The following is a 23,715-nucleotide window of genomic DNA, read 5'->3' on the forward strand; positions in this document are numbered from 1 at the left end:
ATTATAAGTACGGGGGCTTAGAAAAACCTTTAGCAGATTCTGTAAAGATTTCATAACCATTTTCAGTAATTCCTAACGTATGTTCAAATTGTGCAGATAAAGATTTATCTTTTGTAACAGCTGTCCAACCATCATTCAACATTTTTACATCATATTTACCGGCATTAATCATTGGCTCGATCGTAAATGTCATACCCGGTTTTAAATCCATACCTGAATTTTTACTTCCATAGTGTAAAATATTTGGTGGTTCATGAAAGGTTGTGCTTATTCCATGACCACAAAAATCTCTTACAACAGAAAAATCTTTTTCTTCGACAAAAGATTGAATTTCATATCCTATATCACCTAATCTAATTCCAGGTTTTAATATTTTTATAGCTCTCATCATAGACTCATATGTTGTATCAATAAGATTTTTCAATTTGACTGAAGTCTTGCCTACAGAAAACATTCTACTAGTATCACCATAATGCTTATCAACTATTGCAGTCACATCCACATTAATTGCGTCTCCATCTCTTAAAATTCTATCAGATGGAATACCATGACAAACTACGTGATTTAAAGATGTACATAGAGATTTTGTAAAGCCTCTGTAATATAGTGGTGCTGAATGTCCGCCATTATCCCTAATAAATTCATATCCAAGTTTATCTATAAAGTCTGTTGAAACACCTTCTTTAATATTTTCAGTTAACATATCTAACGTGTTTGCAGCTAGTCTTCCTGCAATTCTCATCTTTTCAAATTTTTCTTTATAATCAGTCATCAATAATTTTTAGTTTTTTATCAATAAAAATTTTTTTAGAACTTATATCACACCTATAAGCTAAAAAGTTTACACCAGCTTTTTTTGCAATTAAAAAATTTTTATAATACTCAGTATCAATATCCTTTGCTATTTTAAAATATTCCATATTTTGAATTTGTACTAAAAATAATAGATATGTTTTATAACCTTTTTTTATGGCATCAATAAGGGTAAGTAAGTGTTTAGAACCACGTGAAGTGATAGCATCTGGAAATTCAGCTGTATTTTTATCTCTAAATAAGGTCACATTTTTAACTTCAACAAACATTTTTTGTTTTTTTTTCTCGAGTAGAAAATCAAATCTAGTTTCTTTATTAAAAAAAACTTCAGGCTTTACCAAATTATTGTCTTTAAGTTCTTTGATAAGATTATTTTCTAAAGCATGTTGAGCTATTTTGTTGGCCATATGAGTGTTAACACCAACTAAATTTTTTCGCGTTTTTATGATTTCAAGTCCATATTTTAATTTTCTTTTTGGATCATTATTTGGAAGTAAGTAGACATCATTTCCTTCTTCCAATAAGCCTTTCATTGAGCCCGTATTAGGACAATGTGCTGTGACAATTTCTTTACCCAATTTTATATCGGTAAAGAAGCGTTTATATCTTTTGATTAGTTTGCCTTTTACTAAAGACTTGGTAAATTCCATTTCTAAATTATACAATTAAAATGACTAAAAACACAAAAGTTAATGCTGCAATCTTAATTATTGGTAATGAAATTTTATCTGGGAGAACTCAAGATACTAATACTTCAACCTTAGCAACTTGGTTAAATTCAATTGGGGTAAAAGTTCAGGAAGTTAGAGTAATACCAGATATTGAAAAAACAATTGTAGATACTTTAAATGTTTTAAGAAAAGAAAATGATTATGTTTTTACAACTGGAGGTATAGGACCAACTCATGATGACATAACAGCAGAATCTGTTTCAAAAGCATTTGGTTTAAAATATAAAATCCATAAAGAAGGTTACAAAATTTTAGAGGCTTACTATAAACCAGGTGAATTTAACGAAGGTAGACAAAAGATGATATGGATGCCTGAGAACGCTGAATTAATCTTAAACCCAACAAGTGGTGCACCTGGATTTAGTGTTGAAAATGTATTTTGCCTTCCTGGTGTTCCATCAATTATGAAATCGATGTTAGGCGGATTAATAAATAAGATAGTTGGTGGGGAACCTATTTTAAGCCATACAATTAGTTTAAAAACTGTTGAAAGCGAAATAGCAAACTCTTTAACAGAAGTTCAAGATAATAATAAAGATGTTGAAATTGGAAGCTACCCTTTTTTTCATGCTGGAAAATTAGGAGTGTCAATCGTTTTACGTTCAGAAAATCAATCCAGAATTGATGAATGCAATTTACAGATTTTAAATTTTGTTAATGAAAAAAATATTGAAGTAGTGGACCGTTAAATGCTTTATTTTGCTTATGGAAGTAATTTACATCATTTTCAAATGAAACGTAGATGCAAAGATAGTATTTTTTTAAAAAAAATAAATCTTAAAGATTTTAGATTAACATTTAGAAGTAAATATAGAGCTGCCGATATTGAGCCAAAGAAGAATTCTATTGTACCAGGTGGTTTGTTTGAAATTTCAAAAAGCGATGAAAAAAAACTAGATCTTTATGAAGATTTTCCAACTTTATATAAGAAATATTATTTTAGTTATTATGGAAAAAAAGTAATGACCTATACAATGGTTAAAAAATCTCCTTTTAAATTTCCAACAGAACGGTATTTAAATGTTGTAAAACGTGGATATAGAGATTGTGGTCTTGATAAAAAATTTCTCAACCAGGGATTAAAAGCTATTTAAGATAAATGTTTTTACATACAAAATTAGAAAATAGAAAAGAACCTATAAGAATTGCTTTTATAGGTTGTGGAAAATTTGTGAGCATGTTTCTAGCTCAATACAATCATTTAGATAAAATCAAAATTGATAGCATAGTTGATTTAAATATAGATATAGCAAAGAAAAATTGTATAAATAGCGGCATTAAATCGTCCTCAATCGATGAAATAAATTTTACAAATTCCTTGGATGATATTTTAGATAGAAATATTGATATTTTTATTGAAGCAACAGGAAACCCGATTATTGGAACTGTTCATGCTGTAAAAATAATCAAAAATAAGAAAAACTTAATTTTGGTTAATGTTGAGGCAGATATTACTTGTGGTAAATATCTATCCGATCTTGCAAAAGATAATAATGTTATCTGCTCTATGGCTTATGGCGATCAACCGTCGTTAATATTAGAGCAAATTGAATGGGCAAGATTAAATGGTTTTTCTGTAGTATGTGCTGGAAAAGGCACAAAGTATCATCCAACATTTGAATACTCTACACCCGATACAGTTTGGGATTACTATGGATTAACAAAAGAACGTGCTGAAATTGAGTCTGGTATGAATCCTAAAATGTTTAATAGTTTTTTATGTGGTGATAAGTCAGCTATTGAAATGTGTGCAGTAAGTAATGCAGCTAATCTAAAATGTCCTGAAAATGGTTTAACATTTCCACCAATAGGAGTTTATGATATAGCAAAAAAAATGATACCAAAGTCCGATGGTGGATTATTAGACTTTGAAGGACAGGTTGAAGTTATATCAAGTATTGATTTTGATAAAAAAGATATAGAAAATGATTTAAGATGGGGTGTTTACATTGTCATTAAAGCACAAAATGAATATGTAAAAAATTGTTTTAAAGACTATGGAATGGTCACAGATACATCTGGAAATTATTCAGCTATTTGGAGGCCTTACCATTATATAGGCTTAGAACTTGCTCAATCTATTTATTCAATTGCTTTAGATAATAGGGCAACAGGATATACAAAAAATTATAATGCAGATGTTGCAAGTTATGCAAAAAAAGATTTAAAAAAAGGTGATAAACTTGATGGCGAGGGTGGATTTTGTGCAAGAGGACGCTTAGTGACATCTGAAAAATCTAAAAAAGATAAAATCTTACCATTGGGTCTTACAGATAATGCTATTTTAATAAGAGATATTAACAAAGATGATATTATAAAATTAGATGATGTTGATTTAGATCTTCCCGAAGATATTGTTAAAGCAAGGGAATATCAGTATAATACATTGAAATAATGACTTTAGTTAATGATAAAATAAAAATGATCAGCTGTTCAGACTTCAGGCTGTTTTTAAAAAAGATGATTAAAGATAAGATAGAAAAACAATGGTCAGAAAGTTTTGTTGAAAATTTAAATTTTGTAATGGTTTCAAGAAATACAATAAAAAGAAGATATGAAGATAAGGGAATAGACCTAATTAAACTTTTGAATGATGTTAGTTATTATAAACATGTACAAAAAAGAGTAAATTCTAGAGGTAATTTAGAGTTTCAATATAAGCAGTAAAATATATTAATTTTTATTATATCTCTCTTAAAACATCAGTTTCAGTAATTTTTGAAATATCATTAGAGTTATAAAGTTTTTTACTATCAAGAATAATAACATTTCGTTTTTTAGGAGCAAATTTTTCTGAATTAGTAGGACCAAATAAAGTTATCATAGGTATATTAGCTAAGCCCATCATATGCATTATTCCATTATCAATTGTAATAGCTTTTTTTAATCTTGTGGAAAGAGCAGTAATTAATGCTGGGCATGATAAAGATGTATTAGTTTCAGGAAATATTGCTTTTTTTACTCTTGAAGAAATTTCTTCTATTAATTGTTTATTATTTTTTTCAATAAAAAAAACTGGTATTTGATTATTTAAATTGTTCGCAACATTTATAAATTTTTCTGTTGGCCAAGTTTTTTTTCTATATTTGTTACCTTGTGTAATTGAAAAACCAATATAATCATTATCTGGTAACAGTTTTTTTGCTTCATCAAAAAATACTTTATCAATTTTGTTAATATCGTAATTAATTAGTGGAATATTTATTTCTAAAAGTTTTTCTAGGTTTAATAAAATATTATCTATATTATTCTTAGCACTAATATAATTTTTTTTTTCACTTGAAAATGAAAAATTTAGTGTTGGTGAATAAAATATTTTAGATTTAATTTTTTTTAATATTACTGTATTTCTGAATTTTGACTGTAAATCTATTATTAAATCAAAATTTATATTTAAATCATTTTTAAGTTTATTTTTAACTTGAAACCAATGCTTCCATCTAAAACCAAAGTATTTCAAACTTAAATCATATGTTTTAGTTTTTATGTTGTATTCTTTAAGACTATTTTGAAAATGATTTTCGTGAGCTCCAAGATACCATATTTGACTATTTTTAAATTTTAGATTTAAACTATAAATAAGATTAAAAAGTTGAATAGAATCTCCCAATCCCCCACCAGAATTATAAATTAAAATTTTCATTATAAACTGTTCAAATTTAATTTAGATAAGTTATAAGTTATCTCATGAAAACATACAACATTGCATCAATTGCTGGAGATGGGATAGGTACAGAGGTTGTTCCAGAAGCACACAAAGTTTTAAAAAAAATTTCAGAACAACATCAATTCAAATTAGTAATTGATGAATTTGATTTTGCATCTTGTGATTACTTCGAAAAACATGGAAAAATGATGCCTGACAACTGGAAAGAAAAAATTGAAAAACATGACGCTATTTTTTTTGGAGCGGTTGGGATGCCTGACAGATATCCTGATCACATAACTTTATGGGGTTCATTATTAAAGTTTAGAAGAGAATTTGATCAATACATTAACTTAAGACCGGTAAAATTGTTTCCAGGTGTTAAATCACCATTAGCAGACAAAAAACCTGGTGACATTGACATGGTTATTATTAGAGAAAATACAGAGGGAGAATATTCGTCAGTTGGTGGAAGAATGTTTGAGGGCACAGATAGAGAGATGGCACTTCAGGAAACCATTATGTCTAAGCATGGAATTGATAGAGTTCAAAAATTTGCTTTTGAATTAGCTAAATCTAGAAAAAGAAAAAAACTTACTAGTGCAACTAAATCAAATGGTATTTCAATTACAATGCCATACTGGGATGAAAGATTTAATGAAAATAAAAAAGATTATTCAGATATTGAAACTGATCAATTTCATATTGATATTTTAGTTGCTAGATTTGTTTTAAATCCTGAATGGTTTGATGTTGTTGTAGCTTCTAATCTATTTGGAGATATTCTGTCAGATCTTGGTCCAGCTTGTACCGGAACCATTGGTATTGCACCATCTGGAAATATCAATCCTGAAAAAAAATTTCCATCATTATTTGAACCAGTTCATGGATCTGCTCCTGATATTGCAGGAAAAGGCATTGCTAATCCTATCGGACAAATTTGGTCTGGTGCTTTGATGTTGGATTATCTTGGTGAAAAAGAAGCTGCTAATTCAATTATGACATCAATTGAAAAAACTTTATTTGATAAAAAGAATAGAACAAAAGATTTAAATGGAGAAAGCAATACTATTCAGTGTGCTCAAGCAGTATTGGATAATTTATAATTAAAAATGATTAAAATTATTCCAAATAAAAAAGATATTGGAGCTGAAATTGAATGTGATTTAAAGAAAATCTCAAATCAAGATTTGAAAAAAATAAAACAAGCGCTTTATAAATATGGTGTTATTTTTTTTAGAAAACAAATTTTAACATCAAGTTCTTACATTAAGTTTGCTAAAAATTTTGGGAAATTAGCAAAATATCCAAGACTTAAAGGTTTAAGTAAAAAGTATCCTCAAATTACTGTAGTTCAAAGAAAATCTTCAGATAAAGGACCTAGTTTTGGTGAACAGTTTCACACAGACTCGATTTACACAAAAAAACCACCAAGATTTACGATGTTGTTTTCAAAACTTGTTCCTAAAAAAGGTTTAGCTAATACAGAGTTTTGTTCTCAATATTTAGCTTATAAACAATTACCAGCTGAAATTAAAAAGAAATTAAGATTATCTAAGGGTGTTTATTCATCTGAGGGGCCAATATCAATAACAACACAAGAAAGAGTTAAGGAAAAGGGTAGAAAAATTAAAGAATTAATTTCCACTCATAAAATTTTAAAAAAAATAAATAAAAATTACGCAATTTATTGTAGCCCTGGTCATTTAATAGATTTTAAGCCTGAAATTAAAAATCAAATAAAACTAAAAAAATTATTATTAAATCATCAAGTTAAGAAAAAATTTCAATATTCATTAGAATGGGAAAAAAACCAGCTTGCTATTTGGGACAATAGATCAATGCTTCATCAAGCAACACCATTTAAAGGCAACAGAATAATGCATAGAATTACAATACATTAATATTTACAATCAATTTTGTTAGATTAAGAATTATCTATTAGATAACCAAACAGTCTCGAATGGTTCAAGTTTGATTATTTTATTTGAAATATGATTATTGTTAGAAGATAGTAAATTTTTCCATGTTAAAAAATTTTGATTTATTTTTGTACTTTGAACTTTAGAGGATAAATTAGTTATACATAGGATAGTTTGTTTTTTATCAACACTTTGTCTTTTAAAACAAAATATTTTTTTACCGATATTGACACTAGACCTTATCCCATTGGGATGAAAGGCCTTTTGTTTTCTTCTAATTTCTAACAAGTTAGTAATTTTTTTATAAAAAATACTCTGTTTTGATTTTAAGTTTTTAAGTTTTTTGGTGATATTTTTATGGTTCCACCTGTATCTATTTAAATCTCTATTATTTCCAGTGATGATATACTTAGCCTCATCATTAGATGTTCCAAATAATGAATTAAAATATATTGCAGGAACTCCTTCGAAAGAAATCATAATTGAGTGAGCAGAAACAAATCTTTCTAAAAAATACTTACCTTTTGGATCATAGTCTGATTTTTTTAAAGCATCAAAAATTGTAATATTTGCCTCATAAACTTTTTTCGATTTATTCTGAACTTTTCTGTATGAGAATTTTGAGCCATTTTTTTTTAATCTTTTAAGAAATTTATCTTTATTGTTTTTATTTATAATACCTTCAACAGGTCTCATTCCGATACCATCATGTGAAGCAATAAAATTTAGATAACTATTTCCTTTTTTTGTTTGTGGTAATTTTTTGTTCCAACTGTTGAGATATGAGCTATTTTCAAATAAAAAACTATAAATTAATAGGGGAGGTAGGGAAAAGTTATAAATCCAATTAGCTTCATCTGCATTTCCAAAATAACTTATATTTTCTTTTTCTGGTAAGTTAGTTTCTGTAACAATAATGCTTTCAACATTCAGTAGATTACAAATCAATCTAAAAAGCTTTATTATTTCATGCGTTTCTTTTAAATTTATACATTTAGTACCGCTTTCTTTCCAAAGATATGCAATTGCATCCAATCTAAAGATTGTTACCCCATGATTTACAAGATTAATCATAATTTTTATGAATCTTAATAAAACTGCTGGATTTTTAAAATTCATATCCAATTGATCTGGACTAAAAGTTCTCCATAAATATTCTGGTTGTTTAAAGATATCAATTTTTTTAAGCAATTGATGATCTCTTGGTCTTATTACTTTTGATACATTAAAATTAGAATTAACTTTTAAAAAATAATCTTTTCCAGGCTTTTTACCTTTGAGAAAATTTTTGAACCAAAGACCTCTCGCAGATGAATGATTAATTACTATATCTGCCATCACATCATTTTTTTTTGAAAATTTTGTTATGTCTGACCAATTACCAAGTCTACTATCAATTTTATAATGATCTTTTACCGCAAAACCACTGTCACTACTTGAAGGGTAAAAAGGTAAAAAGTGTACGGTATCAAAAAATTTATTTAATTTTTTTTGAAAAAAACTTTGAAAATTTTTTAATAAATGTTTTTGTGAGCTGGAAAAAACACTATCTCCATAACAAATTACTATTGAAGTTTTTTCTGAAATTAATTTTTTTTTTTTATTTTTTCTCTTATTAAATTGATTAATTATTTTTATTATTTCTTCACAATAATTGCTAATTTCAATTTCTGATATATGATACCTGTATATACTTTTAAGCTTAAATTTAATTTTTTTTTGAGCTATTTGAGATAACATTAACTATATTTTTTATTATCATCATTTACTACTTTTTCTAATCTATTTAGAAAATCTGGAATTGCACTTTTTACTCTACTCCAAGTTGGTATGAAAGGTGTATCCATTGGATTTAGAATAAAAGCTTCACCAGCTTTCATTATATTCATTGCAAACAATTCAACAGCCTTTTCTTCAGTATGAGAGTCAAATTTTAGACCATTCATATCAGCATCGCTTCTATATATATCGATAAGATCTAAAGCAGACCTGTAATAGGTTGCTTTTAAAGATCTAAATTTTTCTCTACTAAATGAATTACCTTGAGTAGCTAATTTTTTTATAAATGTTTTTATTATATCTATAGACATTCTCGACAATCCTTTGGTCTCATCATCAAGGGATAAAACTTGATGTTTATGATCGTAAGTTTCAGCTAGATCAACTTGACAAATATTTTGAGGAGAAAAACTTCTTTGCATTTCAGATAGAATTCCTACTTCAATACCCCAATCTGAGGAAATTCTTAATTCAGGTAAAACGTTACGTCTAAATGAAAACTCACCTGCTAAGGGGTACTTAAATGATTTCATAAATTCCAAGTAATCACTTTTTCCAATAGTTTTTTCTAGGGCTGTTAATAAAGGGAAAACAAGTAGTCGTGCAACACGTCCATTCATTTTTTCATTCGCTACTCTAGGGTAGTAACCCTTGCAAAACTCAAAGTTAAAAAGTGGATTTACTACTGGATAAAATAGTTTTGCTAGCATTCTTCTATCGTATGTTTTTATATCACAATCATGAAGAGCAACAGAACGAGCAGTATTTCTAGCTATAGACATTCCAAGACAATACCAAACATTTCTTCCCTTCCCAAGTTCACTGGGGGCCAGATCCTTTTTCCTTAACTCTTTATCAAGACTTTTTAAACCTGGACCATCATTCCATAGTATTGAAAAAGGGGATTTTAATTTTTTAAAAAACTTCCAGGTTTTTTTTGCTTGACTTTCATTTGCTCTATCAAGACCTACGATAATATGGTCTAAATACTTGGTCTTACTTATTTCTTCAACTATATTAGGTAGTGCTGTTCCTTCTAGCTCAGAGTAAAGACATGGTAAAATTAATTCCATTTTTCTTTCTTTTGAAAATTTTAATAATTCGTTTTCTATGACTGATGTTGATTTTGTTCCAAAATCATGAAGTGTTGAAATTATTCCGTTTTGAGAGAAATCACTCATAAAAATATCTTATTAATTTTTATTTATTTTAACCATAGCTATTTTGACCACATCAGCCCAGCCCTCAGGAGATGGCTTATTTGTTGTTATTAAATCATTTATTGGAATATGGTCTAATGTAAATTTATCATTAAACACCAAGCAAGGAAAATCACTCGTTTTAAGCATATCTAAATCATTGTAATTATCACCAACTGCTATTGTTTTTACATCTTGATTTTTTTTTTTAAAAAATCTGACAAATACTTGAAGCGCTTTAGCTTTATTGACTCTATCAGTTAAATTAATAACTCTACCGCCTTCCTGTAAAGCTAAACCTTTTTTTTTTACAATTTTATATAATTCTTTTTTTTCACCTTTGTTTCCCTCAAATATAAATGGAATAGTATACTTACGATCTAAAGCCATATTAAGTTTTTCATCTTTTAAACCAAAAATTAAACTTTGTTTTTTTTTATCCATTTTAGATAACCATTTACATTTATTTTGCAAATTTACTGGTACAGATTTTTCAAAAATATTTATTAGATTATCCTTTTCTCTGCTGAGAATTAATTCCTTTGGTAAATTTGAATTTAATAAATCTAAACCTTTTATTGATGCACCATTTTCAGAAATATAAGGTAAACTTGAACCTAACTCATTGTTAAATTCTAAAATCTCTTTTTCTGTTTTGCTTGTATTAGTTACTATAATAATACCTTTAGAAAGTAGTTGATTTAGATACTCTTTTATTTCATTAAATTCGAAAGTTTCTCTATGAAGAAGTGTGCCATCAAGATCTGTAAATATTAAAACTTTGAACATTTTTTTCATTAATTAATATTTATAAAATATTCAGATAAATAACAATTTTACTTATTTCTCTTGTTCAATTATAAATATTAGCATAGATACTCATGAAATTCACAAATGCCCTCGTGGTGAAATTGGTAGACACAAAAGACTTAAAAGCCGAGGGATAGAAGTTAAAGTCAGTCCATAGTAGTCCATAGTAGTCCAAGGTAGTCTAAGCATCCTATAAAATCTCAAATCAAGATTTAAAAAAAATTAAAATTGCCAAATATTATTAACTTTACAAACATGTTTAGTTGAATGTTTTTTAGCGCCATTTAATTTAACATAAGATTGAAATATTCTACAATATCTATCATTTTTATAATAAGTTTTTACAACCCTTACTTTTCCTGAGGATAATCTTTCACCGTTATGCCATGATACTATTTTACCATTTGGAGTATTATTCAATGCTAATTGGATAGAATTTGTATGCATGTCTACTTCTTTATTATTCAAATTAAACTTGAGATAATTATTTAGATCAATTGCTAAAAACAATACTGCAGCACTTGGGGAGCCTATTGAAAGAGCACTCATAGCAGAACCAGCACTTTCATAATCTAATATTTTTTTATCTGTTTTAGTATGATTTGTATTAGAACAACCTGAGAGTATAAGAAAACTAATTATTAGAATTACAATTTGTCTTAAAGGATTTATTTTTATTATCATTTTATTTAGAAATTGAAAAATTAATTAATTACACCATCCATCTTTTTTAATTAAGATTGGATAATAATCTTTTGGAGTTTTTACCCAAAGTGCAATTTGTTTTTTTGATGATCCTGAAAAACATTCAGTTTCATCAAATCTCATTCTTCCGTCTCGATCTGCAGAACCATTTCTTGCAGTATAGACTACTGGATCTGTTTCTCCATATGGATTTTTCCAATCAATATCTAAAAAATGTTTTATGAAAATATCGTTTAGTTGATTAATGCCTGAAGCATTATTTGTAATACTGCAATTAATTGAACGTTTGTCAGAAATCTTTAAAGTTCCACCTCCATTAACATCACACATCCCTAAAGTGTTTTGAATAAATTTAACAGCTGTTCTATGTTGAGCAAGTGTAGCATTTCTTTTAGCAGCACTTGTATACCCACTATATGCAACTACACCTACTGCAGCGAGAATACCAATTATTGCAACTACAACTAAAAGTTCAATTAACGTAAATCCTTTTTTTTTATAATTAATATTCATAAATTTATAATATTTTAATTTATATACTTTTCAGCACCTGGCCAATCCCAATAATTAAATGACCAATATCCCCAATTAAATTTACAAGCAGTAAAAGTTTTGGATCTTGCTTTTTTTTCTATGTATAAAAGGACTTGAAAATCACGACATGTACTTGAATTTAAAGCATAAGTAAAAAAAGGACGAATTTTTCCACCAGCATCTCTTGATTTACTATACCAACTTACCACTTCAAAATTTTTAACATGATTTAATGCCATATAAACAGCAGCCCTATGTTGTTTTTCTTCCTTTGAATTAAAAAATGGAGGTGACCAAAATCTAAAATCCATAAAATGCCTTGCATTCCAAGAAGAACCATTACCAGAAGTTATATATTGTGCATCTGGGATTAAAAAATCTGGATCTGGAAGTTTTCTTTCTTTTTTGACTTTGCTCATGTCTACTTTTTCAGGATGAACACCTACACAATTGTTTAAAAAAAGTAGACTACTCAATACCAGTATAATTTGGAATAATTTCATATCCTCCATCTAGTTTTTCACAAGCGAGCGATCTATATTCAACTGGTATATAACCCTCCAGACCAGTCCATGTATAATATTTACATTCTTTAGCTATGCCTGCATCCTGTAAGAAATGTTTAACACCATCATCGCATTCAACAATTTCTTGATTTTTTTCACTTATAACTTTTCCATTTTCATCAACGGTTCTAATAAGTGAAGTTTTAATATTGCAGTATTGATTTTCTTGATTAGCTGAATGAGCTACATCAAAATAAGCTAACCAAACAAAATATCCTAGCACAATAATTATAATATTTTTAATCAATATTTTTTAATACCTCCTTAACTTTTAATTTTAATTTATTAGGTTTTTTATTAGCCAGAACTAATTTTCTTTCGGCTTTGATATCACTTAATACAACATCAATATCTTCTTTTGAAACTTTAACCTTAACGTAAGCTCGATAAGATTTGTGATGAGTAAAAAATATTTCAACTTGTTCAACAACATAATCTTTAACTAAAGTATCACTGATTTTATTAACAACTGTATCCTCAGCTTGACCTGTAATATTATTATCTTCATCAATTCCAACCTCTTCTTTAGTAATACTAGTCTGATTATTCATTTTACCATTAATACGGTCAGCTAGTTTTGCTTTGGCTAAAAGAGTTGATTTTTTTATGGCTAATTCAAGGTCTGGAGAAACACTCGATGCTGTTTCATACATCCAATTCTTATCTTCACGTTTAAATTTTATATACCATTTAGGTGTTTTTGTTAGCTCACCTTTTTTTGTCATGTCCCTTTTAACTGTATAGGTTGAACATTGAGCTAAAAATAAAGTTAATGATGAAACAATTAAAATTTTAAAAATATTTCTTATCATTATTTTTCATCCAATCTTGGAAAATCAGAAAAAAAACCAGAAAGTTTATTTTTTACTATTTTTACATTTTTATTGTTTTGGTTTTTTACCTCTTTCCAACTTCTTATTTGAAAATCTTTAGTCTCTTCAACTTCTTGATTTATGCATTCCCAAAAGAGGTTGAATTTTTCACTAAGTTTATTAATATTATTTTCATCAGCATATATTGGTTGGATTAACATCAAAATTGCTGACAAAGTAATTATTATTTTTTTTACCATTTTATCCTTTTTTATTGAGTTTTTCATATTTAGATATTTGCATGAATTTCTATTTCGTCAACTAGAGGAGCAGTGAAATGTTTACAATCTAATTTCACTTAGGTATGATAAAACTATGTCAGGCTATTCTAGAAAATTAGTTTCATTAGAAATTACACTCAAAGAAATTATAAAAGATTTAAAAGCAGATGCTTTAAAAGAAATTACTGGTAAATCTGAATCTCATTTTAGAAAATGTAGTGATGAGAATGATACTCAAGATATCCATCATATAGATTCAATTAAAATTGATATTGAGTGTTTAAAAAGAGGTTTGGGTAATCCAATGTTAAGTGCTCACGAAGATATGTTGGAATCAACCAGTCCAGAGTATAAAAATTTAGATAATGTATCAAATACCTTAATTAACATTGGAGCAAAAATAGGTAAATTGATGGAAACTACTCAAAAAGCTACTAGCCCTAAAGGAGAAGGGGGCAGTAAAATTTCTGAAAGTGAAAAAAAACATATTAGTAAAGCTCTTAATGATGTTGAAGATAAAATATTAGAATTAAAACTTATTATTGAAAGATCCAATAAACTTAGTGAAATTAAATAGATAACATTTCACTTCAATCTCAGTTGACGTAATAGAAAAGTGTGAGATTGTAAATTTATCAATAAAACAATCTAAAAAAAGGAAAATATATTGAATAATTGTGAAATAAAGATGAAGACTGATTACAGAGATATTGTTAAGCTAAATTCGATGAAAGATAAAACTGAAATGTTTAACTATTCTCCAAGTGAATTTGCCTTCGGTTTTGAGAGTTGTAAAAGATGTTATTATGATAAAAAAGTAAATAGTATTGAACTAAAAGTTCCTTTTCCAGGAATATTCTCAAAATTTGATAGTTTACAAAAAAATTTTTATCACGGCAAATCAAGCAAAACTCTAACTGATAATCTTGAAGAGGGTGAAATTGTAGGTGATTTTAATAAAATGTTAAGATCAGAAGTTTTATATGATCTTAAAGATAGACCATTTACCATGAGTGGTAAAATAGATGCTTATATTAAACATAAAGACTCATTCACTATAGTAGATTTTAAAACTACAAAAATTAATGAGAGTAAAATTGATGCTTATGCAACCCAGCTTCAAAGCTATGCATTAATGATGGAAAAACCTAAAGAAGGTAGCTTAAAACTTACTCCAATAAAAAGATTAGGTATCTTTTGTTTTGAGCCAAGTAATATTTCAAGAGCAGAGAGTAATAATTGCAACATTCATATGGATACACAGTGGTATGATATACCAAGAGATGACAAAGATTTAATTGGTTATATTACCAAAATTCAAGATGTTTTATATTCTAAAGAAACTCCAGAGTCTGGATCAAGTTGTGGAATATGTAATTTTAGAAAGGTAATGAAATAATGCAAAAACTTTCTAATTCTGAAGTTAAAGTTACAGAAGTCATTAGTTTTATTTTAGAACAATATAGAAATGAAAAAGTTAATCATGATCTTGAAGTTGCATCTGAATTAATTCTTATTGCTAGAATTCTTCATCAAAGATTTAAAATTTCAAATGGAACACAGGTTAAAGAGGATAAATCTGTTGTTTTAGCTAAAAATGAAATTCTTAAAGAAATTAAGGATGACGAATATTATGAGCTTATTAAAAACTTTATAAAAGATTATCGACAATTCAGAGATAAAAACGTAAATTAATATTCATGTGGAAGTTCATTAAGTACAGCTTCAATAAAGCTTTTGAGAAAAATTTATTAAATTTAATAATTTTTTTTATTGCACTTAGTTTTATTGGAGTATTTGTAATATCAACAGTAATTTTTATATTTCAAAAAATTGGACTTTTATCAGAAAATAACTTTTTTACAGAAACACTATGGCAAGGATTTAGGTTATTTTTTGATCAAAATGCTATTTTTGTTCTTGACAGTAATAAAAATAATTTTTTTGATTTCTTATTAAAGTTTAACCTTACCATATTTGGTGTTTTAATATTTTCTTCAATTATTGGAATTGTCACAAATTTTATATCAGGAAGAATAGAATCGTTAAGATCTGGTAAAACCAAAATTGAAGAGGAAAATCATATTATTTTTTTTAATTTTTCTAGAAGATTAATTCCACTATTAACTGAGTTATGTAATGCTTATGTAAAAGAAAAGCAGTCTTTTGTAATTGTAAGCACTGAAGAGCCTTTAACAGTAATGGAAAAAATAAATAGTGTTGTCAAAATTCCAAAAAATATAACGATAGTTGCTAGGAAAGGTTATGCTTGGCAAAAAAGTCTGCAAGATAGAATTAATTTAGAAAAAGCAAAACAAATTATCATTTTAAAACCAGATGCAGGTGTGACTTATAAAACTGAACTAGATTGTGATGTTGAGGTTGGAAAAAGTTTAGCATCACTACTTGCAAGTAAACATTGGGATATAAATCCATGTAAGGTCTTAGCTGAGTTTCATGATGAAAAAAGAGGCTTTTTATACCTTTATTATTCAAAAGATATCATTGTTAAAAAAATGGAACAGAAGGGTAATACTTGGCAAGATCCAGATATCATCAGTTCATCAAATTTAAAAAACTCTTTATTAGCACAATGCACTAATACACCTGATCTATCAGAAATTTATGACAACTTATTTGGTTATGAGGGATCAGAAGTTTACTTTGTTGATCCAAAGAATGAAAAATATTCTGAAATTCTTAAAAAAAACCAAGGCAAAACTATTAAAGATTTAAATGCTTTATGTGACAACATAATAATTATTGGATTTTTCCAAGATGATCAAAGACACAACTTAGGTTGGAATAAACTTTTTATTAATAGTCCAATAGATTTTCCTTTATCAGATAATTTTGGAATTATTTGTGTTGCTAAAGATGAAGACCAAATAATTAATGAGTTAAACAATATAGATAATCAAAGTAAAGAAGTTGCAGATATTTCACCTAATTTTAAAGAAGATAATAAGGATATAAATGTTTCAATGTTTGATTATAGTAAGGAGAATAACAATCTCTATCTTACTAGTCTAATCAACTCTATTATTGATAGTAACTATTATAATAATCTAAAAAGTCTTAAAGTTTACAGAGATAAATTTAATGGCAGTTTAACTGATAAAAAGTTTTTACCAGCTGCACCTGATTATAAAATTAATAAAGATGAGGTTAACCACCCTTTATTAGGAATTATATTTCATATTTTAAAAACTGAGGAAAAAAATAAGTTTGGTTTTCAAATATACTCAATCAATAAACAATCATCTTTAAGTGAAAAATTAAGCTCAGGAGATACTATTTTAAATATAGCATCAAAATCAGAAGCAGAGAGTCTTAAAGGAAAATCTGAAATTGAATTATCTTATAAATCTGCACCAGGAGGTGCTCATAAAAAATTTAAAGAAAAATTAATTAAATTAATTAATGAAAATGAAGAAGTTATTTTAATTGTTAAAAAATCTAGTTCTAAAGACATAGAGTTTATTGAAATTAAAAAAGATCAAATATCAAAAGATCAACAGCAAATTCATCAATCATTTGAAGAGATACAGTCGAACCGTCAACAAATGATCAAAGATCTTAATGATAATGTAACCTTTGAAGAAAAGAACTTAGAGGATGTTACAAAAGACATGAGTATGGGCACAGTAATGGAGTATGAAAAAGATAATTGTTATATCTTCTTTAATGAAACTAACCAACAGATCCAAAAGTTTAGAGAAAACCCTACAGAAGACCATGTAATGATTAATAATTTTGTTGGATTTTCAAACTTAAGACTAAGTGATGGTAAAATGGCAGATCATTCAATGATTACTGAGATTAATGGATATAGAAGTAAAAAAATCCTAGAAGACTATAAAGCAAAGTACTTTAGTCCTTATATAGGCAATGATGTAATTGAATTGAATTCAATTGTGAGTAAATACTTAGCTGCAGGTACATTTGATATTAAAAATACTAAACTAATTGATCTTCTCTTTAGTAGAACACATACTGTTAAAGCTCACACATTAGTTGATAAAGAATTAACAGCTACATTTTGTGAATTAGAAAAATACTTTCAAAATAAAAATGAAACCTTAATTGGAATAATTGACTATGAATTTGATAAGGATCAAAGACGAAAAATTAAAAATATATCAATTAACCCTAAGCAAACTGAAAACATTAAATTAGATCAAGGGGATCGATTAATAACTATTGCAAACTTTAATGATTTAGAGATAGTTAATCAAAGTAGATATTTACACATATTATAATAAACTAATGACTAAGTATGACCTTAAAAATAAGCTAAGATTACAATTAAGTGATGATATGAGGGAATTTGCGATAATAAATAATTTAACTGAACAAGATGTAATAAAAATTAGAGACAATAATTTGATACCTCAACCCCATCTAGGTTTTTTAACTGCATTATTAAAAGATAAACATTTTGAATTCTATAAAGAGGAAAAATGACTGACGAGAATAAAATAGAAAACCTTGATGAAAGAATTAACTTAATTAAAAGTGCTTTTGAATTTTCTGAAGCAAAATGGATAGAGCCATTAGAAACAACCGAAGGAGATATTGTTGATCAAAAAATAAATACCAAAATAAGAGGAATGTATTATTTCTATGAAAATAATTTTTATTTGGGTATTTCTTCAAAAGGAACTATTTATGATAGACACAAAACACATAAACCAAAATTTGATGTTGATTTACATCTTTTGTGGAAAAATCATTGGGACTTCTCAAAAGTTTGGCAAGAAGGTGTAAAAAAATTTTATCTAGAAAAAGATCCAGGGCCTATTCCATTTATTAAAAGAATTAATAAAGATCACAAACCTTATGCTGAAGAATTTACATTTCCAGTAATACATAAAATTAATACTGATAAAATCAAAGTTTTAATATGGAATATGGATCATTTACCTCCATGGCAAATTGAAATGATAGAAAAAATTGCAATATATAAGCTATGGCCATATTGTAATGATGAAACAAGCAGGAGGAGACAATATGAAAATAGACATCTATAAATCAAAATTTTTTATATTTATGGATTTTACTCAAGCAGAGATTATGGAAATGTCTTTTTCTAAAAATAGTGATTCAGAAAAAAAAATTCTTAGAGAAGGAAAAAAACATTCAAAAGAAATGACTAAATTATTTGATATAATAATTGATCCTTTTAAAAAAAATGGTCTTGACCAAACAGCTGAAAATAAAAAACATATATCTAGTTTAAAAAAGTATAAAAAAGAATATGAAGACATGTTTAACTACACTCCAAATCAAATGAGAAAATGGACAAGGAAGCTTTTATTGTTAAAAAAAAATATAATAGAAAAATTTATTCTTGAACAGCACCCAATAAAGAAATGCACCTATAGATATATTAATCCAATGCAAATAGGATTTTATGAACATTTTAAAATAGGACTAAATCACAAGGAGCCTCAAAAAAAAACAAAGTTTAATAAAGATATTCACTATGGACATCAAATAACAGTAGAGTTTAAAAATAATAATAAAGCAAATCAATTGAAAGATAAAAAAAAAGCTATAAATTTAAAAAATAAATTTGAAAAGTTTTATAATAAAAAATTTCTTACCCCATATAAATTTAATTTATTTAATTTTGAAGATAAGATTGTAATTTCTAACTTGAATTAAATAATTTAGTCTATTTAAAAGCTATTAACCTATTTAACCAGGATAATAAACGTATTCACAAAGTGAAATTTATCATTAAAAATTTCACTCCCACCTGAGTTGACGGATTACACTTTTGCCTTATGATTAGTTTATGAATACATTTAAATCTAACGAAGAAAATACTATCAGTAACTTTGTTTCAATTAACGAAGTAATTAACTATGAACCACCAAAATATATTCCTAACTGGGATGGTAGCTTTAATAAGATTAAAAGTGGTAAAAGCTCATACTTTAGACCCAATAAAGAGTTTTCTATTTTTAATATAAATATTATTAACAGTAACTCATTAAGATTAGATGCAAAATCTGAAGGTATTTATATTATCTTAAGTGAAAAGTTTAATTTCTTTTATGTTGGAAAAACCTTATCTAATATAAAACAAAGATTACACTCACACATACAAAAGCTTACCTCAACAAATAACAATAGGTATACAACACCTCTTAAATGGCAAAAGTTAGCATTTATCAGATATAATGCTTTAAAAGAAGAAAGTGTAAAGTTAGATGATCTTAAGATTAAATTTTATCATTCATCTGAATATTCAATGTGCAGTATTGATGAGCTAGAAAATAATATATATCTAAAATATAAAGCTTTATTGCCCAAATACATATCATTGAATGATCCAAAGGCGCTTGAAAGTTAAAATTAATTTTAATAAGTTATTAGAAGGTAAAATATTTGCAGATAAAGATTAAGAAAAATTAAAAATACTTGATGAATGGATAGAAAAAAATAAATGACAGATATATACAAAAAAATAACTGAGCTTAACTCCAAGTATGGTAATGATTCTTCTGAATTTGAAGAAGAATTAACTGAGCACCTTAAGAAGAAGTTTCCTGAACAATATAAATTATCATTGAAAGATCTTAAAAATGATGGTTCAGATGATCCTGAAATGGAAATGACACCAGGTAGATTTGCAGATCATATTGGTGATAAAAGTGAAGAGTTATTGAAAGAATATGAAGCTATTCTAAAAAAACTTAATGGATAAAATAGGATAAATGGCTTTTGAATATAAAAAACTTGGTAAACTTCAAGATCATTTAGAAGCAGAAGCAACTGACTGGATAGAAAATTATATCAAGGACCTACATGGAGTTAATGATTCGGTAGAGCTTACAAAAGAACAAATAAGTGAAATTGATAAAGCAGCTGAGGATGAGAAATTAGATATCTATGTAGGTTTAGCACTGAGAAATATAGTTCAAGCTTGGTATGACCATAACGAACCCGATACTCTTTAAAACTTAGTTTTCTAAATTATCAAACCAATCATTAACAATAGTTAAAGCATTAGCTTGATCAGCTTCAGGCAAATCTTCTATATAAGCTGATATAGTTCCAGGTGATGGTATTTCTTCTTCTGGATTATTAAGTTCATTAGCTGCAATTTTATAACTTTCACCAAAACTTTCTTTTAACTTTTTTGCTAATTCTTCCTCAAGAGATGTTGCATTGCCTGGACTGTTATTATTGTAAATTTTGTCCATTACTTCATTAACTCTGTTACGTAAATTTCCCATATTTAAATCTAATATATTTAGTGAAATTGTTCAATTAACATTTCACTCCTAGCTTGGTTGACGGATTAGGTTTCTGTTTTATGATTAGGTTATGAAAACATATAAACCTTTTAAGTTAAAAATAAAAAAAAAATCTACCTATAAACCAATACGTTTTAAAAAGCCTAAACCTTATAAAAGGGGCAGGTTATTAAAAAATGGTATTACTCAGCATATGAGAGTTTCAATTACAGGTAGACGTTATTGGACACCGATTATCACTAAAATAGATCGTCCAGACTAATAATTTTTTCATAAAAAAATGAATAATAGTTTTAGATTCGAGACTAATTTTAATAATCCAATACTCTATGAAGTTATTTTCTTAAATGACCAAGTTACTACAATCGAATTTATAATCCGAGTTTTAAAACATATTTTCAATAAGGAACATAAACATGCTCTTAAACTTACCAGAAAAATTCATGAAGAAGGATATGGAGTTGTTGGGTCATATATTTATGAAATTGCAGGACAGAAAGAATTAGAAACAAGTTTGATGGCAAGAGATGAAAATTTTCCTTTAAGAGTTGTTATAAAAATAAAATAACTTCTTTTTAAATTAAATAAAATTTAAAATAGCTGATAAATAAATTAAATATGTTATATTTGGTTTATGAAAACATATAGAATTAGAGTAAGAATTGCTGGTGGAAGAATAGTTGATATTGAAATTCAAGCACCTGATGTACATGCTGCGTTAAACATGGCTAAATCACAATATGGTGAAGGCAATGTCCTAAGTGCTCCAATATTGGTAAGATAACAAAATGAAGTTTAAAATTGTACCTACTAGACAATATGACATCAGCAAGTTCACAAAAGGTGAGCAAGAAATTTGGGTACATGTAAATTGGGGTTATTGTGAAGCTGATGAGTTAAATGTATACAGCAGTGATTTGTTTGAAAATTGTACATCGATCGAACAAGTACAAAAAGTTGTAGATGATACAGTCAGTAAATGTAAGACAGTTACAAAAAATACCGATTTAGATAATTACGAAGAATATTGGAAAGACAGTCTGGAAACCGATGTGTATGACAGCGCTGAATTAGGAGAAGCGCTCAAACTTGATTATGAGGTATTGCTGAATACAACATCAAGTGGTGGTACAAATTGTGAAATAATTTTTCATAAAAATGTATCAGATGAGGAATTCAACAAAGAACTAGACAATGATGGAGAAATTATCACACTCGAAGATGCCGCAAATATTTGGAGAGACGAAGTATTATCAAACGATGGTTGGTTGGAAAGCACAGATACTTATTATCAAGCACCACTTAAAGTCGTCAATGTGTTGAGTGAAAAAGAACAAGCTGAGTTAGAAGCAAGTGCAGAATATCAATTTAACAAGAACGAAAGTGCTAAACGATGGGCAAGTAAGATTAACATTTTATTCATGGACAAAAAACCAGAAACAACTGAGGTCGAAAAACTACAAAAACAACTTAGTAATGTTAAACAAGAAGATTTAGATCTTATATTGCGTTACTATGAACAAAAACATGGTGATACGGAATTTAAAGGTGGTGGGATTAAAAAAATAGATAATAATAAAAAAATTGAATTTTTAAAAAATTTAAAACAACAGAAAAGCAAAGAAATAAGAGTTAATTAAATGAGCAATAAAGAAGATGAATTGTTTAAATTTGTCAAAGAATGGGAAAATAAAGATTATAATGAGTTTAACAGAAACTTTGAAGCCTTTGTGGAAAAATTAGAATTATCTTATGAGGAAACAAAAGAAATTTCATTATCCTTAGACGCAGAATCTTATAAAGATGGTAGTCCAAATTCAGGCAGTGCTCACTTGCAATATGCCGCTGACTTTTTTGTAATGATACTTGAAGATTACGATAATAATAATGAGTCAGATGATTCAAGAAAATATTTGATTAATGAATGACAGACGATAAGAAAACTCTTTTTAATAAATTAGAGAGCATTAATGAAGAAGCGCATAATTATGCTTACAATTTGTGGGAAGAAGCAGGCAGACTAGAAGATGAGCATGGATATACTGATGAAGTTGAAGAGAAAAAAATATTAGCTAGTGATGAACAAGCATCATCATTTAAAGAAATTTTTAATAAAGAGCTAACTATTGAACAAAAAAAATTATTTTGGAAATTAGTAAAAAATGCAGATCAAGATCCTGATAGAGGTTTAATTGAACAATATTTAGATTGGTTTTGCAACAATTCTGAAAGAATGAAAATATGCTTAATTAAAGAAATGAGCAAATTAGCCACCAACCAATATTTTGCAGACCTTTTTCAAATTAAAAACTTTAATTATTTGGAAGATTAAAATGTATTGTAAGACATTATAGGATAACTTGCACCCTAGTTGCACTCAGAGATACAATAATATAAAATATTTTTATGGAAATGAAAGAATATGAATTTTATGTAACGTTACAAGATGGCAAAGGTTTTAAGGTTATTCAAAAAGCAAGAACAATGTCTGAAGCTAAACAAGCAGTAGAAGCACAGTATTCTAATGCTAAATCTGTTATGTTTACAAGAGTTCCTTATTAAGAAAGCTATTGCACTATACTTACACATAAAAGAAAAAAATACTTAGTTTAAATTCTCGTAATATTTTTACATTATTGACTAAAT

At 27.3% G+C, this 23,715-nt stretch carries 36 protein-coding genes; 23 read left to right on the top strand and 13 right to left on the bottom strand.

Annotation, left to right across the window (positions count from 1 at the left end):
• Position 1: 1 nt before the first annotated feature.
• Positions 2-772, bottom strand: a complete 771-nt coding sequence (gene map, locus PB7211_RS04165) for a type I methionyl aminopeptidase (protein ID WP_008545886.1) — start codon at positions 770-772, stop codon at positions 2-4.
• Positions 765-1,463 carry a DNA/RNA nuclease SfsA gene (sfsA, locus tag PB7211_RS04170; protein ID WP_008545781.1) on the bottom strand — a complete coding sequence of 233 codons (699 nt, stop codon included), beginning with the start codon at positions 1,461-1,463 and terminating at the stop codon, positions 765-767. The genes map and sfsA overlap by 8 nt, the downstream gene beginning before the upstream one ends.
• Positions 1,464-1,483: 20 nt before the next feature.
• Here sfsA and PB7211_RS04175 point away from each other — a divergent pair, with 20 nt between their 5' ends.
• Genes PB7211_RS04175 through PB7211_RS04190 form a run of 4 tightly spaced genes read left to right on the top strand, consistent with a single transcriptional unit; the run spans position 1,484 to position 4,211 of the window.
• Positions 1,484-2,233, top strand: coding sequence for a competence/damage-inducible protein A (locus PB7211_RS04175; RefSeq protein ID WP_008544186.1), 750 nt, complete (start codon positions 1,484-1,486; stop codon positions 2,231-2,233).
• On the top strand, positions 2,234-2,638 hold the full coding sequence (locus tag PB7211_RS04180) for a gamma-glutamylcyclotransferase family protein (protein ID WP_034398996.1): 405 nt from the start codon (positions 2,234-2,236) through the stop codon (positions 2,636-2,638).
• A gap of 5 nt (positions 2,639-2,643) precedes the next feature.
• Positions 2,644-3,939, top strand: coding sequence for an SAF domain-containing protein (locus tag PB7211_RS04185; RefSeq protein WP_008545450.1), 1,296 nt, complete (start codon positions 2,644-2,646; stop codon positions 3,937-3,939).
• On the top strand, positions 3,939-4,211 hold the full coding sequence (locus PB7211_RS04190; RefSeq protein ID WP_029454752.1) for a hypothetical protein: 273 nt from the start codon (positions 3,939-3,941) through the stop codon (positions 4,209-4,211). The genes PB7211_RS04185 and PB7211_RS04190 overlap by 1 nt, the downstream gene beginning before the upstream one ends.
• A 16-nt stretch (positions 4,212-4,227) precedes the next feature.
• Here the strand turns inward: PB7211_RS04190 and PB7211_RS04195 are convergent, their stop codons facing one another.
• Complete coding sequence (locus PB7211_RS04195) at positions 4,228-5,187, bottom strand: glycosyltransferase family 9 protein (protein WP_008544951.1); 960 nt, start codon at positions 5,185-5,187, stop codon at positions 4,228-4,230.
• A 44-nt stretch (positions 5,188-5,231) separates the two neighbouring features.
• Between PB7211_RS04195 and PB7211_RS04200 the strand changes: the two genes are divergently transcribed.
• Both PB7211_RS04200 and PB7211_RS04205 read left to right on the top strand, forming a co-directional pair.
• On the top strand, positions 5,232-6,296 hold the full coding sequence (locus PB7211_RS04200) for a tartrate dehydrogenase (RefSeq protein ID WP_008545955.1): 1,065 nt from the start codon (positions 5,232-5,234) through the stop codon (positions 6,294-6,296).
• 6 nt (positions 6,297-6,302) lie between these two features.
• Positions 6,303-7,094, top strand: coding sequence for a TauD/TfdA dioxygenase family protein (locus PB7211_RS04205; protein ID WP_008545514.1), 792 nt, complete (start codon positions 6,303-6,305; stop codon positions 7,092-7,094).
• Positions 7,095-7,124: 30 nt separating this feature from the next.
• Here PB7211_RS04205 and PB7211_RS04210 read toward each other — a convergent pair whose 3' ends face one another.
• From PB7211_RS04210 to PB7211_RS04250, 9 genes are all read right to left on the bottom strand, one after another.
• Positions 7,125-8,852 carry a sugar phosphorylase gene (locus PB7211_RS04210; protein WP_008544257.1) on the bottom strand — a complete coding sequence of 576 codons (1,728 nt, stop codon included), beginning with the start codon at positions 8,850-8,852 and terminating at the stop codon, positions 7,125-7,127.
• The gene (locus PB7211_RS04215; RefSeq protein WP_008545400.1) at positions 8,852-10,072 is read right to left on the bottom strand and encodes a glycosyl transferase; all 1,221 of its coding nucleotides are present in this window, start codon (positions 10,070-10,072) and stop codon (positions 8,852-8,854) included. Before PB7211_RS04215 ends, PB7211_RS04210 begins: the two co-directional genes overlap by 1 nt.
• A 12-nt stretch (positions 10,073-10,084) precedes the next feature.
• Positions 10,085-10,888, bottom strand: coding sequence for an HAD-IIB family hydrolase (locus PB7211_RS04220; protein ID WP_008546099.1), 804 nt, complete (start codon positions 10,886-10,888; stop codon positions 10,085-10,087).
• Between the two features lie 234 nt (positions 10,889-11,122).
• On the bottom strand, positions 11,123-11,584 hold the full coding sequence (locus PB7211_RS04225; protein ID WP_008546008.1) for a hypothetical protein: 462 nt from the start codon (positions 11,582-11,584) through the stop codon (positions 11,123-11,125).
• 24 nt (positions 11,585-11,608) lie between these two features.
• Complete coding sequence (locus PB7211_RS08105) at positions 11,609-12,118, bottom strand: pilin (protein WP_008544743.1); 510 nt, start codon at positions 12,116-12,118, stop codon at positions 11,609-11,611.
• Positions 12,119-12,132: 14 nt separating this feature from the next.
• The gene (locus PB7211_RS04235) at positions 12,133-12,642 is read right to left on the bottom strand and encodes a hypothetical protein (protein WP_198001876.1); all 510 of its coding nucleotides are present in this window, start codon (positions 12,640-12,642) and stop codon (positions 12,133-12,135) included.
• Positions 12,608-12,952 carry a hypothetical protein gene (locus PB7211_RS04240; protein WP_008544749.1) on the bottom strand — a complete coding sequence of 115 codons (345 nt, stop codon included), beginning with the start codon at positions 12,950-12,952 and terminating at the stop codon, positions 12,608-12,610. The genes PB7211_RS04235 and PB7211_RS04240 overlap by 35 nt, the downstream gene beginning before the upstream one ends.
• Complete coding sequence (locus tag PB7211_RS04245; protein ID WP_034399002.1) at positions 12,945-13,517, bottom strand: hypothetical protein; 573 nt, start codon at positions 13,515-13,517, stop codon at positions 12,945-12,947. The genes PB7211_RS04240 and PB7211_RS04245 overlap by 8 nt, the downstream gene beginning before the upstream one ends.
• Complete coding sequence (locus tag PB7211_RS04250; RefSeq protein ID WP_034399004.1) at positions 13,517-13,804, bottom strand: hypothetical protein; 288 nt, start codon at positions 13,802-13,804, stop codon at positions 13,517-13,519. The genes PB7211_RS04245 and PB7211_RS04250 overlap by 1 nt, the downstream gene beginning before the upstream one ends.
• An 88-nt stretch (positions 13,805-13,892) precedes the next feature.
• Here PB7211_RS04250 and PB7211_RS04255 point away from each other — a divergent pair, with 88 nt between their 5' ends.
• The 10 genes from PB7211_RS04255 (at position 13,893) to PB7211_RS04300 (ending at position 20,769) form a co-directional block, all read left to right on the top strand.
• Positions 13,893-14,375: a hypothetical protein gene (locus tag PB7211_RS04255; protein WP_008544820.1), complete on the top strand. Its 483-nt coding sequence runs from the start codon at positions 13,893-13,895 to the stop codon at positions 14,373-14,375.
• Positions 14,376-14,486: 111 nt separating this feature from the next.
• Complete coding sequence (locus PB7211_RS04260) at positions 14,487-15,197, top strand: PD-(D/E)XK nuclease family protein (protein WP_034399006.1); 711 nt, start codon at positions 14,487-14,489, stop codon at positions 15,195-15,197.
• Positions 15,197-15,493, top strand: coding sequence for a hypothetical protein (locus PB7211_RS04265; protein ID WP_008545875.1), 297 nt, complete (start codon positions 15,197-15,199; stop codon positions 15,491-15,493). Before PB7211_RS04260 ends, PB7211_RS04265 begins: the two co-directional genes overlap by 1 nt.
• A 5-nt stretch (positions 15,494-15,498) precedes the next feature.
• Positions 15,499-18,060: a hypothetical protein gene (locus PB7211_RS04270; protein WP_008544215.1), complete on the top strand. Its 2,562-nt coding sequence runs from the start codon at positions 15,499-15,501 to the stop codon at positions 18,058-18,060.
• A gap of 7 nt (positions 18,061-18,067) precedes the next feature.
• Positions 18,068-18,265 carry a hypothetical protein gene (locus PB7211_RS04275; protein ID WP_034399009.1) on the top strand — a complete coding sequence of 66 codons (198 nt, stop codon included), beginning with the start codon at positions 18,068-18,070 and terminating at the stop codon, positions 18,263-18,265.
• Positions 18,262-18,831 carry a hypothetical protein gene (locus PB7211_RS04280; protein WP_008544449.1) on the top strand — a complete coding sequence of 190 codons (570 nt, stop codon included), beginning with the start codon at positions 18,262-18,264 and terminating at the stop codon, positions 18,829-18,831. Before PB7211_RS04275 ends, PB7211_RS04280 begins: the two co-directional genes overlap by 4 nt.
• On the top strand, positions 18,812-19,468 hold the full coding sequence (locus tag PB7211_RS04285; RefSeq protein WP_034399011.1) for a hypothetical protein: 657 nt from the start codon (positions 18,812-18,814) through the stop codon (positions 19,466-19,468). Before PB7211_RS04280 ends, PB7211_RS04285 begins: the two co-directional genes overlap by 20 nt.
• 133 nt (positions 19,469-19,601) lie before the next feature.
• Positions 19,602-20,162: a GIY-YIG nuclease family protein gene (locus PB7211_RS04290; protein ID WP_008544819.1), complete on the top strand. Its 561-nt coding sequence runs from the start codon at positions 19,602-19,604 to the stop codon at positions 20,160-20,162.
• 93 nt (positions 20,163-20,255) lie between these two features.
• Positions 20,256-20,516 carry a hypothetical protein gene (locus tag PB7211_RS04295; protein ID WP_008544652.1) on the top strand — a complete coding sequence of 87 codons (261 nt, stop codon included), beginning with the start codon at positions 20,256-20,258 and terminating at the stop codon, positions 20,514-20,516.
• 10 nt (positions 20,517-20,526) lie between these two features.
• Complete coding sequence (locus tag PB7211_RS04300; RefSeq protein WP_008544471.1) at positions 20,527-20,769, top strand: hypothetical protein; 243 nt, start codon at positions 20,527-20,529, stop codon at positions 20,767-20,769.
• 3 nt (positions 20,770-20,772) lie between these two features.
• Here PB7211_RS04300 and PB7211_RS04305 read toward each other — a convergent pair whose 3' ends face one another.
• On the bottom strand, positions 20,773-21,048 hold the full coding sequence (locus tag PB7211_RS04305) for a hypothetical protein (protein WP_008545217.1): 276 nt from the start codon (positions 21,046-21,048) through the stop codon (positions 20,773-20,775).
• 91 nt (positions 21,049-21,139) lie between these two features.
• Between PB7211_RS04305 and PB7211_RS04310 the strand changes: the two genes are divergently transcribed.
• From PB7211_RS04310 to PB7211_RS07970, 7 genes are all read left to right on the top strand, one after another.
• Positions 21,140-21,331 carry a hypothetical protein gene (locus PB7211_RS04310; protein ID WP_034399014.1) on the top strand — a complete coding sequence of 64 codons (192 nt, stop codon included), beginning with the start codon at positions 21,140-21,142 and terminating at the stop codon, positions 21,329-21,331.
• Between the two features lie 18 nt (positions 21,332-21,349).
• Entirely contained in the window at positions 21,350-21,637 is a 288-nt protein-coding gene (locus tag PB7211_RS04315; RefSeq protein WP_008545374.1) for an ATP-dependent Clp protease adaptor ClpS, read from the top strand.
• Between the two features lie 66 nt (positions 21,638-21,703).
• Complete coding sequence (locus PB7211_RS07965; protein ID WP_008545232.1) at positions 21,704-21,853, top strand: hypothetical protein; 150 nt, start codon at positions 21,704-21,706, stop codon at positions 21,851-21,853.
• A 133-nt stretch (positions 21,854-21,986) separates the two neighbouring features.
• On the top strand, positions 21,987-22,709 hold the full coding sequence (locus tag PB7211_RS04320) for a hypothetical protein (RefSeq protein ID WP_156773045.1): 723 nt from the start codon (positions 21,987-21,989) through the stop codon (positions 22,707-22,709).
• Positions 22,710-22,997 carry a hypothetical protein gene (locus tag PB7211_RS04325; RefSeq protein WP_034399016.1) on the top strand — a complete coding sequence of 96 codons (288 nt, stop codon included), beginning with the start codon at positions 22,710-22,712 and terminating at the stop codon, positions 22,995-22,997.
• Positions 22,994-23,401, top strand: a complete 408-nt coding sequence (locus tag PB7211_RS04330; RefSeq protein ID WP_008545378.1) for a hypothetical protein — start codon at positions 22,994-22,996, stop codon at positions 23,399-23,401. The genes PB7211_RS04325 and PB7211_RS04330 overlap by 4 nt, the downstream gene beginning before the upstream one ends.
• Positions 23,402-23,475: 74 nt before the next feature.
• Positions 23,476-23,631 (top strand): hypothetical protein, encoded by a 156-nt coding sequence (locus PB7211_RS07970; protein ID WP_008545908.1) that lies wholly within the window; start codon positions 23,476-23,478, stop codon positions 23,629-23,631.
• Positions 23,632-23,715 lie beyond the last annotated feature (84 nt).

Origin of the sequence: Candidatus Pelagibacter sp. HTCC7211, assembly GCF_000155895.1 — a bacterium.
Lineage (GTDB): Bacteria > Pseudomonadota > Alphaproteobacteria > Pelagibacterales > Pelagibacteraceae > Pelagibacter.

Coding starts and splice junctions, on each gene's coding strand:
- PB7211_RS04300 (WP_008544471.1), top strand. CDS start 20,527: ATGGCTTTTGAATATAAAAAACTTGGTAAACTTCAAGATCATTTAGAA.
- PB7211_RS04330 (WP_008545378.1), top strand. CDS start 22,994: ATGACAGACGATAAGAAAACTCTTTTTAATAAATTAGAGAGCATTAAT.
- PB7211_RS04210 (WP_008544257.1), bottom strand. CDS start 8,852: ATGTTATCTCAAATAGCTCAAAAAAAAATTAAATTTAAGCTTAAAAGT.
- PB7211_RS04245 (WP_034399002.1), bottom strand. CDS start 13,517: ATGATAAGAAATATTTTTAAAATTTTAATTGTTTCATCATTAACTTTA.
- PB7211_RS04290 (WP_008544819.1), top strand. CDS start 19,602: ATGAATACATTTAAATCTAACGAAGAAAATACTATCAGTAACTTTGTT.
- PB7211_RS04270 (WP_008544215.1), top strand. CDS start 15,499: ATGTGGAAGTTCATTAAGTACAGCTTCAATAAAGCTTTTGAGAAAAAT.
- PB7211_RS04260 (WP_034399006.1), top strand. CDS start 14,487: ATGAAGACTGATTACAGAGATATTGTTAAGCTAAATTCGATGAAAGAT.
- PB7211_RS04185 (WP_008545450.1), top strand. CDS start 2,644: ATGTTTTTACATACAAAATTAGAAAATAGAAAAGAACCTATAAGAATT.
- PB7211_RS08105 (WP_008544743.1), bottom strand. CDS start 12,118: ATGAATATTAATTATAAAAAAAAAGGATTTACGTTAATTGAACTTTTA.
- PB7211_RS04195 (WP_008544951.1), bottom strand. CDS start 5,187: ATGAAAATTTTAATTTATAATTCTGGTGGGGGATTGGGAGATTCTATT.
- PB7211_RS04200 (WP_008545955.1), top strand. CDS start 5,232: ATGAAAACATACAACATTGCATCAATTGCTGGAGATGGGATAGGTACA.
- PB7211_RS04285 (WP_034399011.1), top strand. CDS start 18,812: ATGAAAATAGACATCTATAAATCAAAATTTTTTATATTTATGGATTTT.
- PB7211_RS07970 (WP_008545908.1), top strand. CDS start 23,476: ATGGAAATGAAAGAATATGAATTTTATGTAACGTTACAAGATGGCAAA.
- PB7211_RS04255 (WP_008544820.1), top strand. CDS start 13,893: ATGTCAGGCTATTCTAGAAAATTAGTTTCATTAGAAATTACACTCAAA.
- PB7211_RS07965 (WP_008545232.1), top strand. CDS start 21,704: ATGAAAACATATAGAATTAGAGTAAGAATTGCTGGTGGAAGAATAGTT.
- PB7211_RS04205 (WP_008545514.1), top strand. CDS start 6,303: ATGATTAAAATTATTCCAAATAAAAAAGATATTGGAGCTGAAATTGAA.
- PB7211_RS04275 (WP_034399009.1), top strand. CDS start 18,068: ATGACTAAGTATGACCTTAAAAATAAGCTAAGATTACAATTAAGTGAT.
- PB7211_RS04235 (WP_198001876.1), bottom strand. CDS start 12,642: ATGAAATTATTCCAAATTATACTGGTATTGAGTAGTCTACTTTTTTTA.
- PB7211_RS04250 (WP_034399004.1), bottom strand. CDS start 13,804: ATGAAAAACTCAATAAAAAAGGATAAAATGGTAAAAAAAATAATAATT.
- PB7211_RS04265 (WP_008545875.1), top strand. CDS start 15,197: ATGCAAAAACTTTCTAATTCTGAAGTTAAAGTTACAGAAGTCATTAGT.
- PB7211_RS04180 (WP_034398996.1), top strand. CDS start 2,234: ATGCTTTATTTTGCTTATGGAAGTAATTTACATCATTTTCAAATGAAA.
- map (WP_008545886.1), bottom strand. CDS start 772: ATGACTGATTATAAAGAAAAATTTGAAAAGATGAGAATTGCAGGAAGA.
- sfsA (WP_008545781.1), bottom strand. CDS start 1,463: ATGGAATTTACCAAGTCTTTAGTAAAAGGCAAACTAATCAAAAGATAT.
- PB7211_RS04175 (WP_008544186.1), top strand. CDS start 1,484: ATGACTAAAAACACAAAAGTTAATGCTGCAATCTTAATTATTGGTAAT.
- PB7211_RS04295 (WP_008544652.1), top strand. CDS start 20,256: ATGACAGATATATACAAAAAAATAACTGAGCTTAACTCCAAGTATGGT.
- PB7211_RS04220 (WP_008546099.1), bottom strand. CDS start 10,888: ATGAAAAAAATGTTCAAAGTTTTAATATTTACAGATCTTGATGGCACA.
- PB7211_RS04310 (WP_034399014.1), top strand. CDS start 21,140: ATGAAAACATATAAACCTTTTAAGTTAAAAATAAAAAAAAAATCTACC.
- PB7211_RS04225 (WP_008546008.1), bottom strand. CDS start 11,584: ATGATAATAAAAATAAATCCTTTAAGACAAATTGTAATTCTAATAATT.
- PB7211_RS04305 (WP_008545217.1), bottom strand. CDS start 21,048: ATGGGAAATTTACGTAACAGAGTTAATGAAGTAATGGACAAAATTTAC.
- PB7211_RS04325 (WP_034399016.1), top strand. CDS start 22,710: ATGAGCAATAAAGAAGATGAATTGTTTAAATTTGTCAAAGAATGGGAA.
- PB7211_RS04280 (WP_008544449.1), top strand. CDS start 18,262: ATGACTGACGAGAATAAAATAGAAAACCTTGATGAAAGAATTAACTTA.
- PB7211_RS04215 (WP_008545400.1), bottom strand. CDS start 10,072: ATGAGTGATTTCTCTCAAAACGGAATAATTTCAACACTTCATGATTTT.
- PB7211_RS04315 (WP_008545374.1), top strand. CDS start 21,350: ATGAATAATAGTTTTAGATTCGAGACTAATTTTAATAATCCAATACTC.
- PB7211_RS04190 (WP_029454752.1), top strand. CDS start 3,939: ATGACTTTAGTTAATGATAAAATAAAAATGATCAGCTGTTCAGACTTC.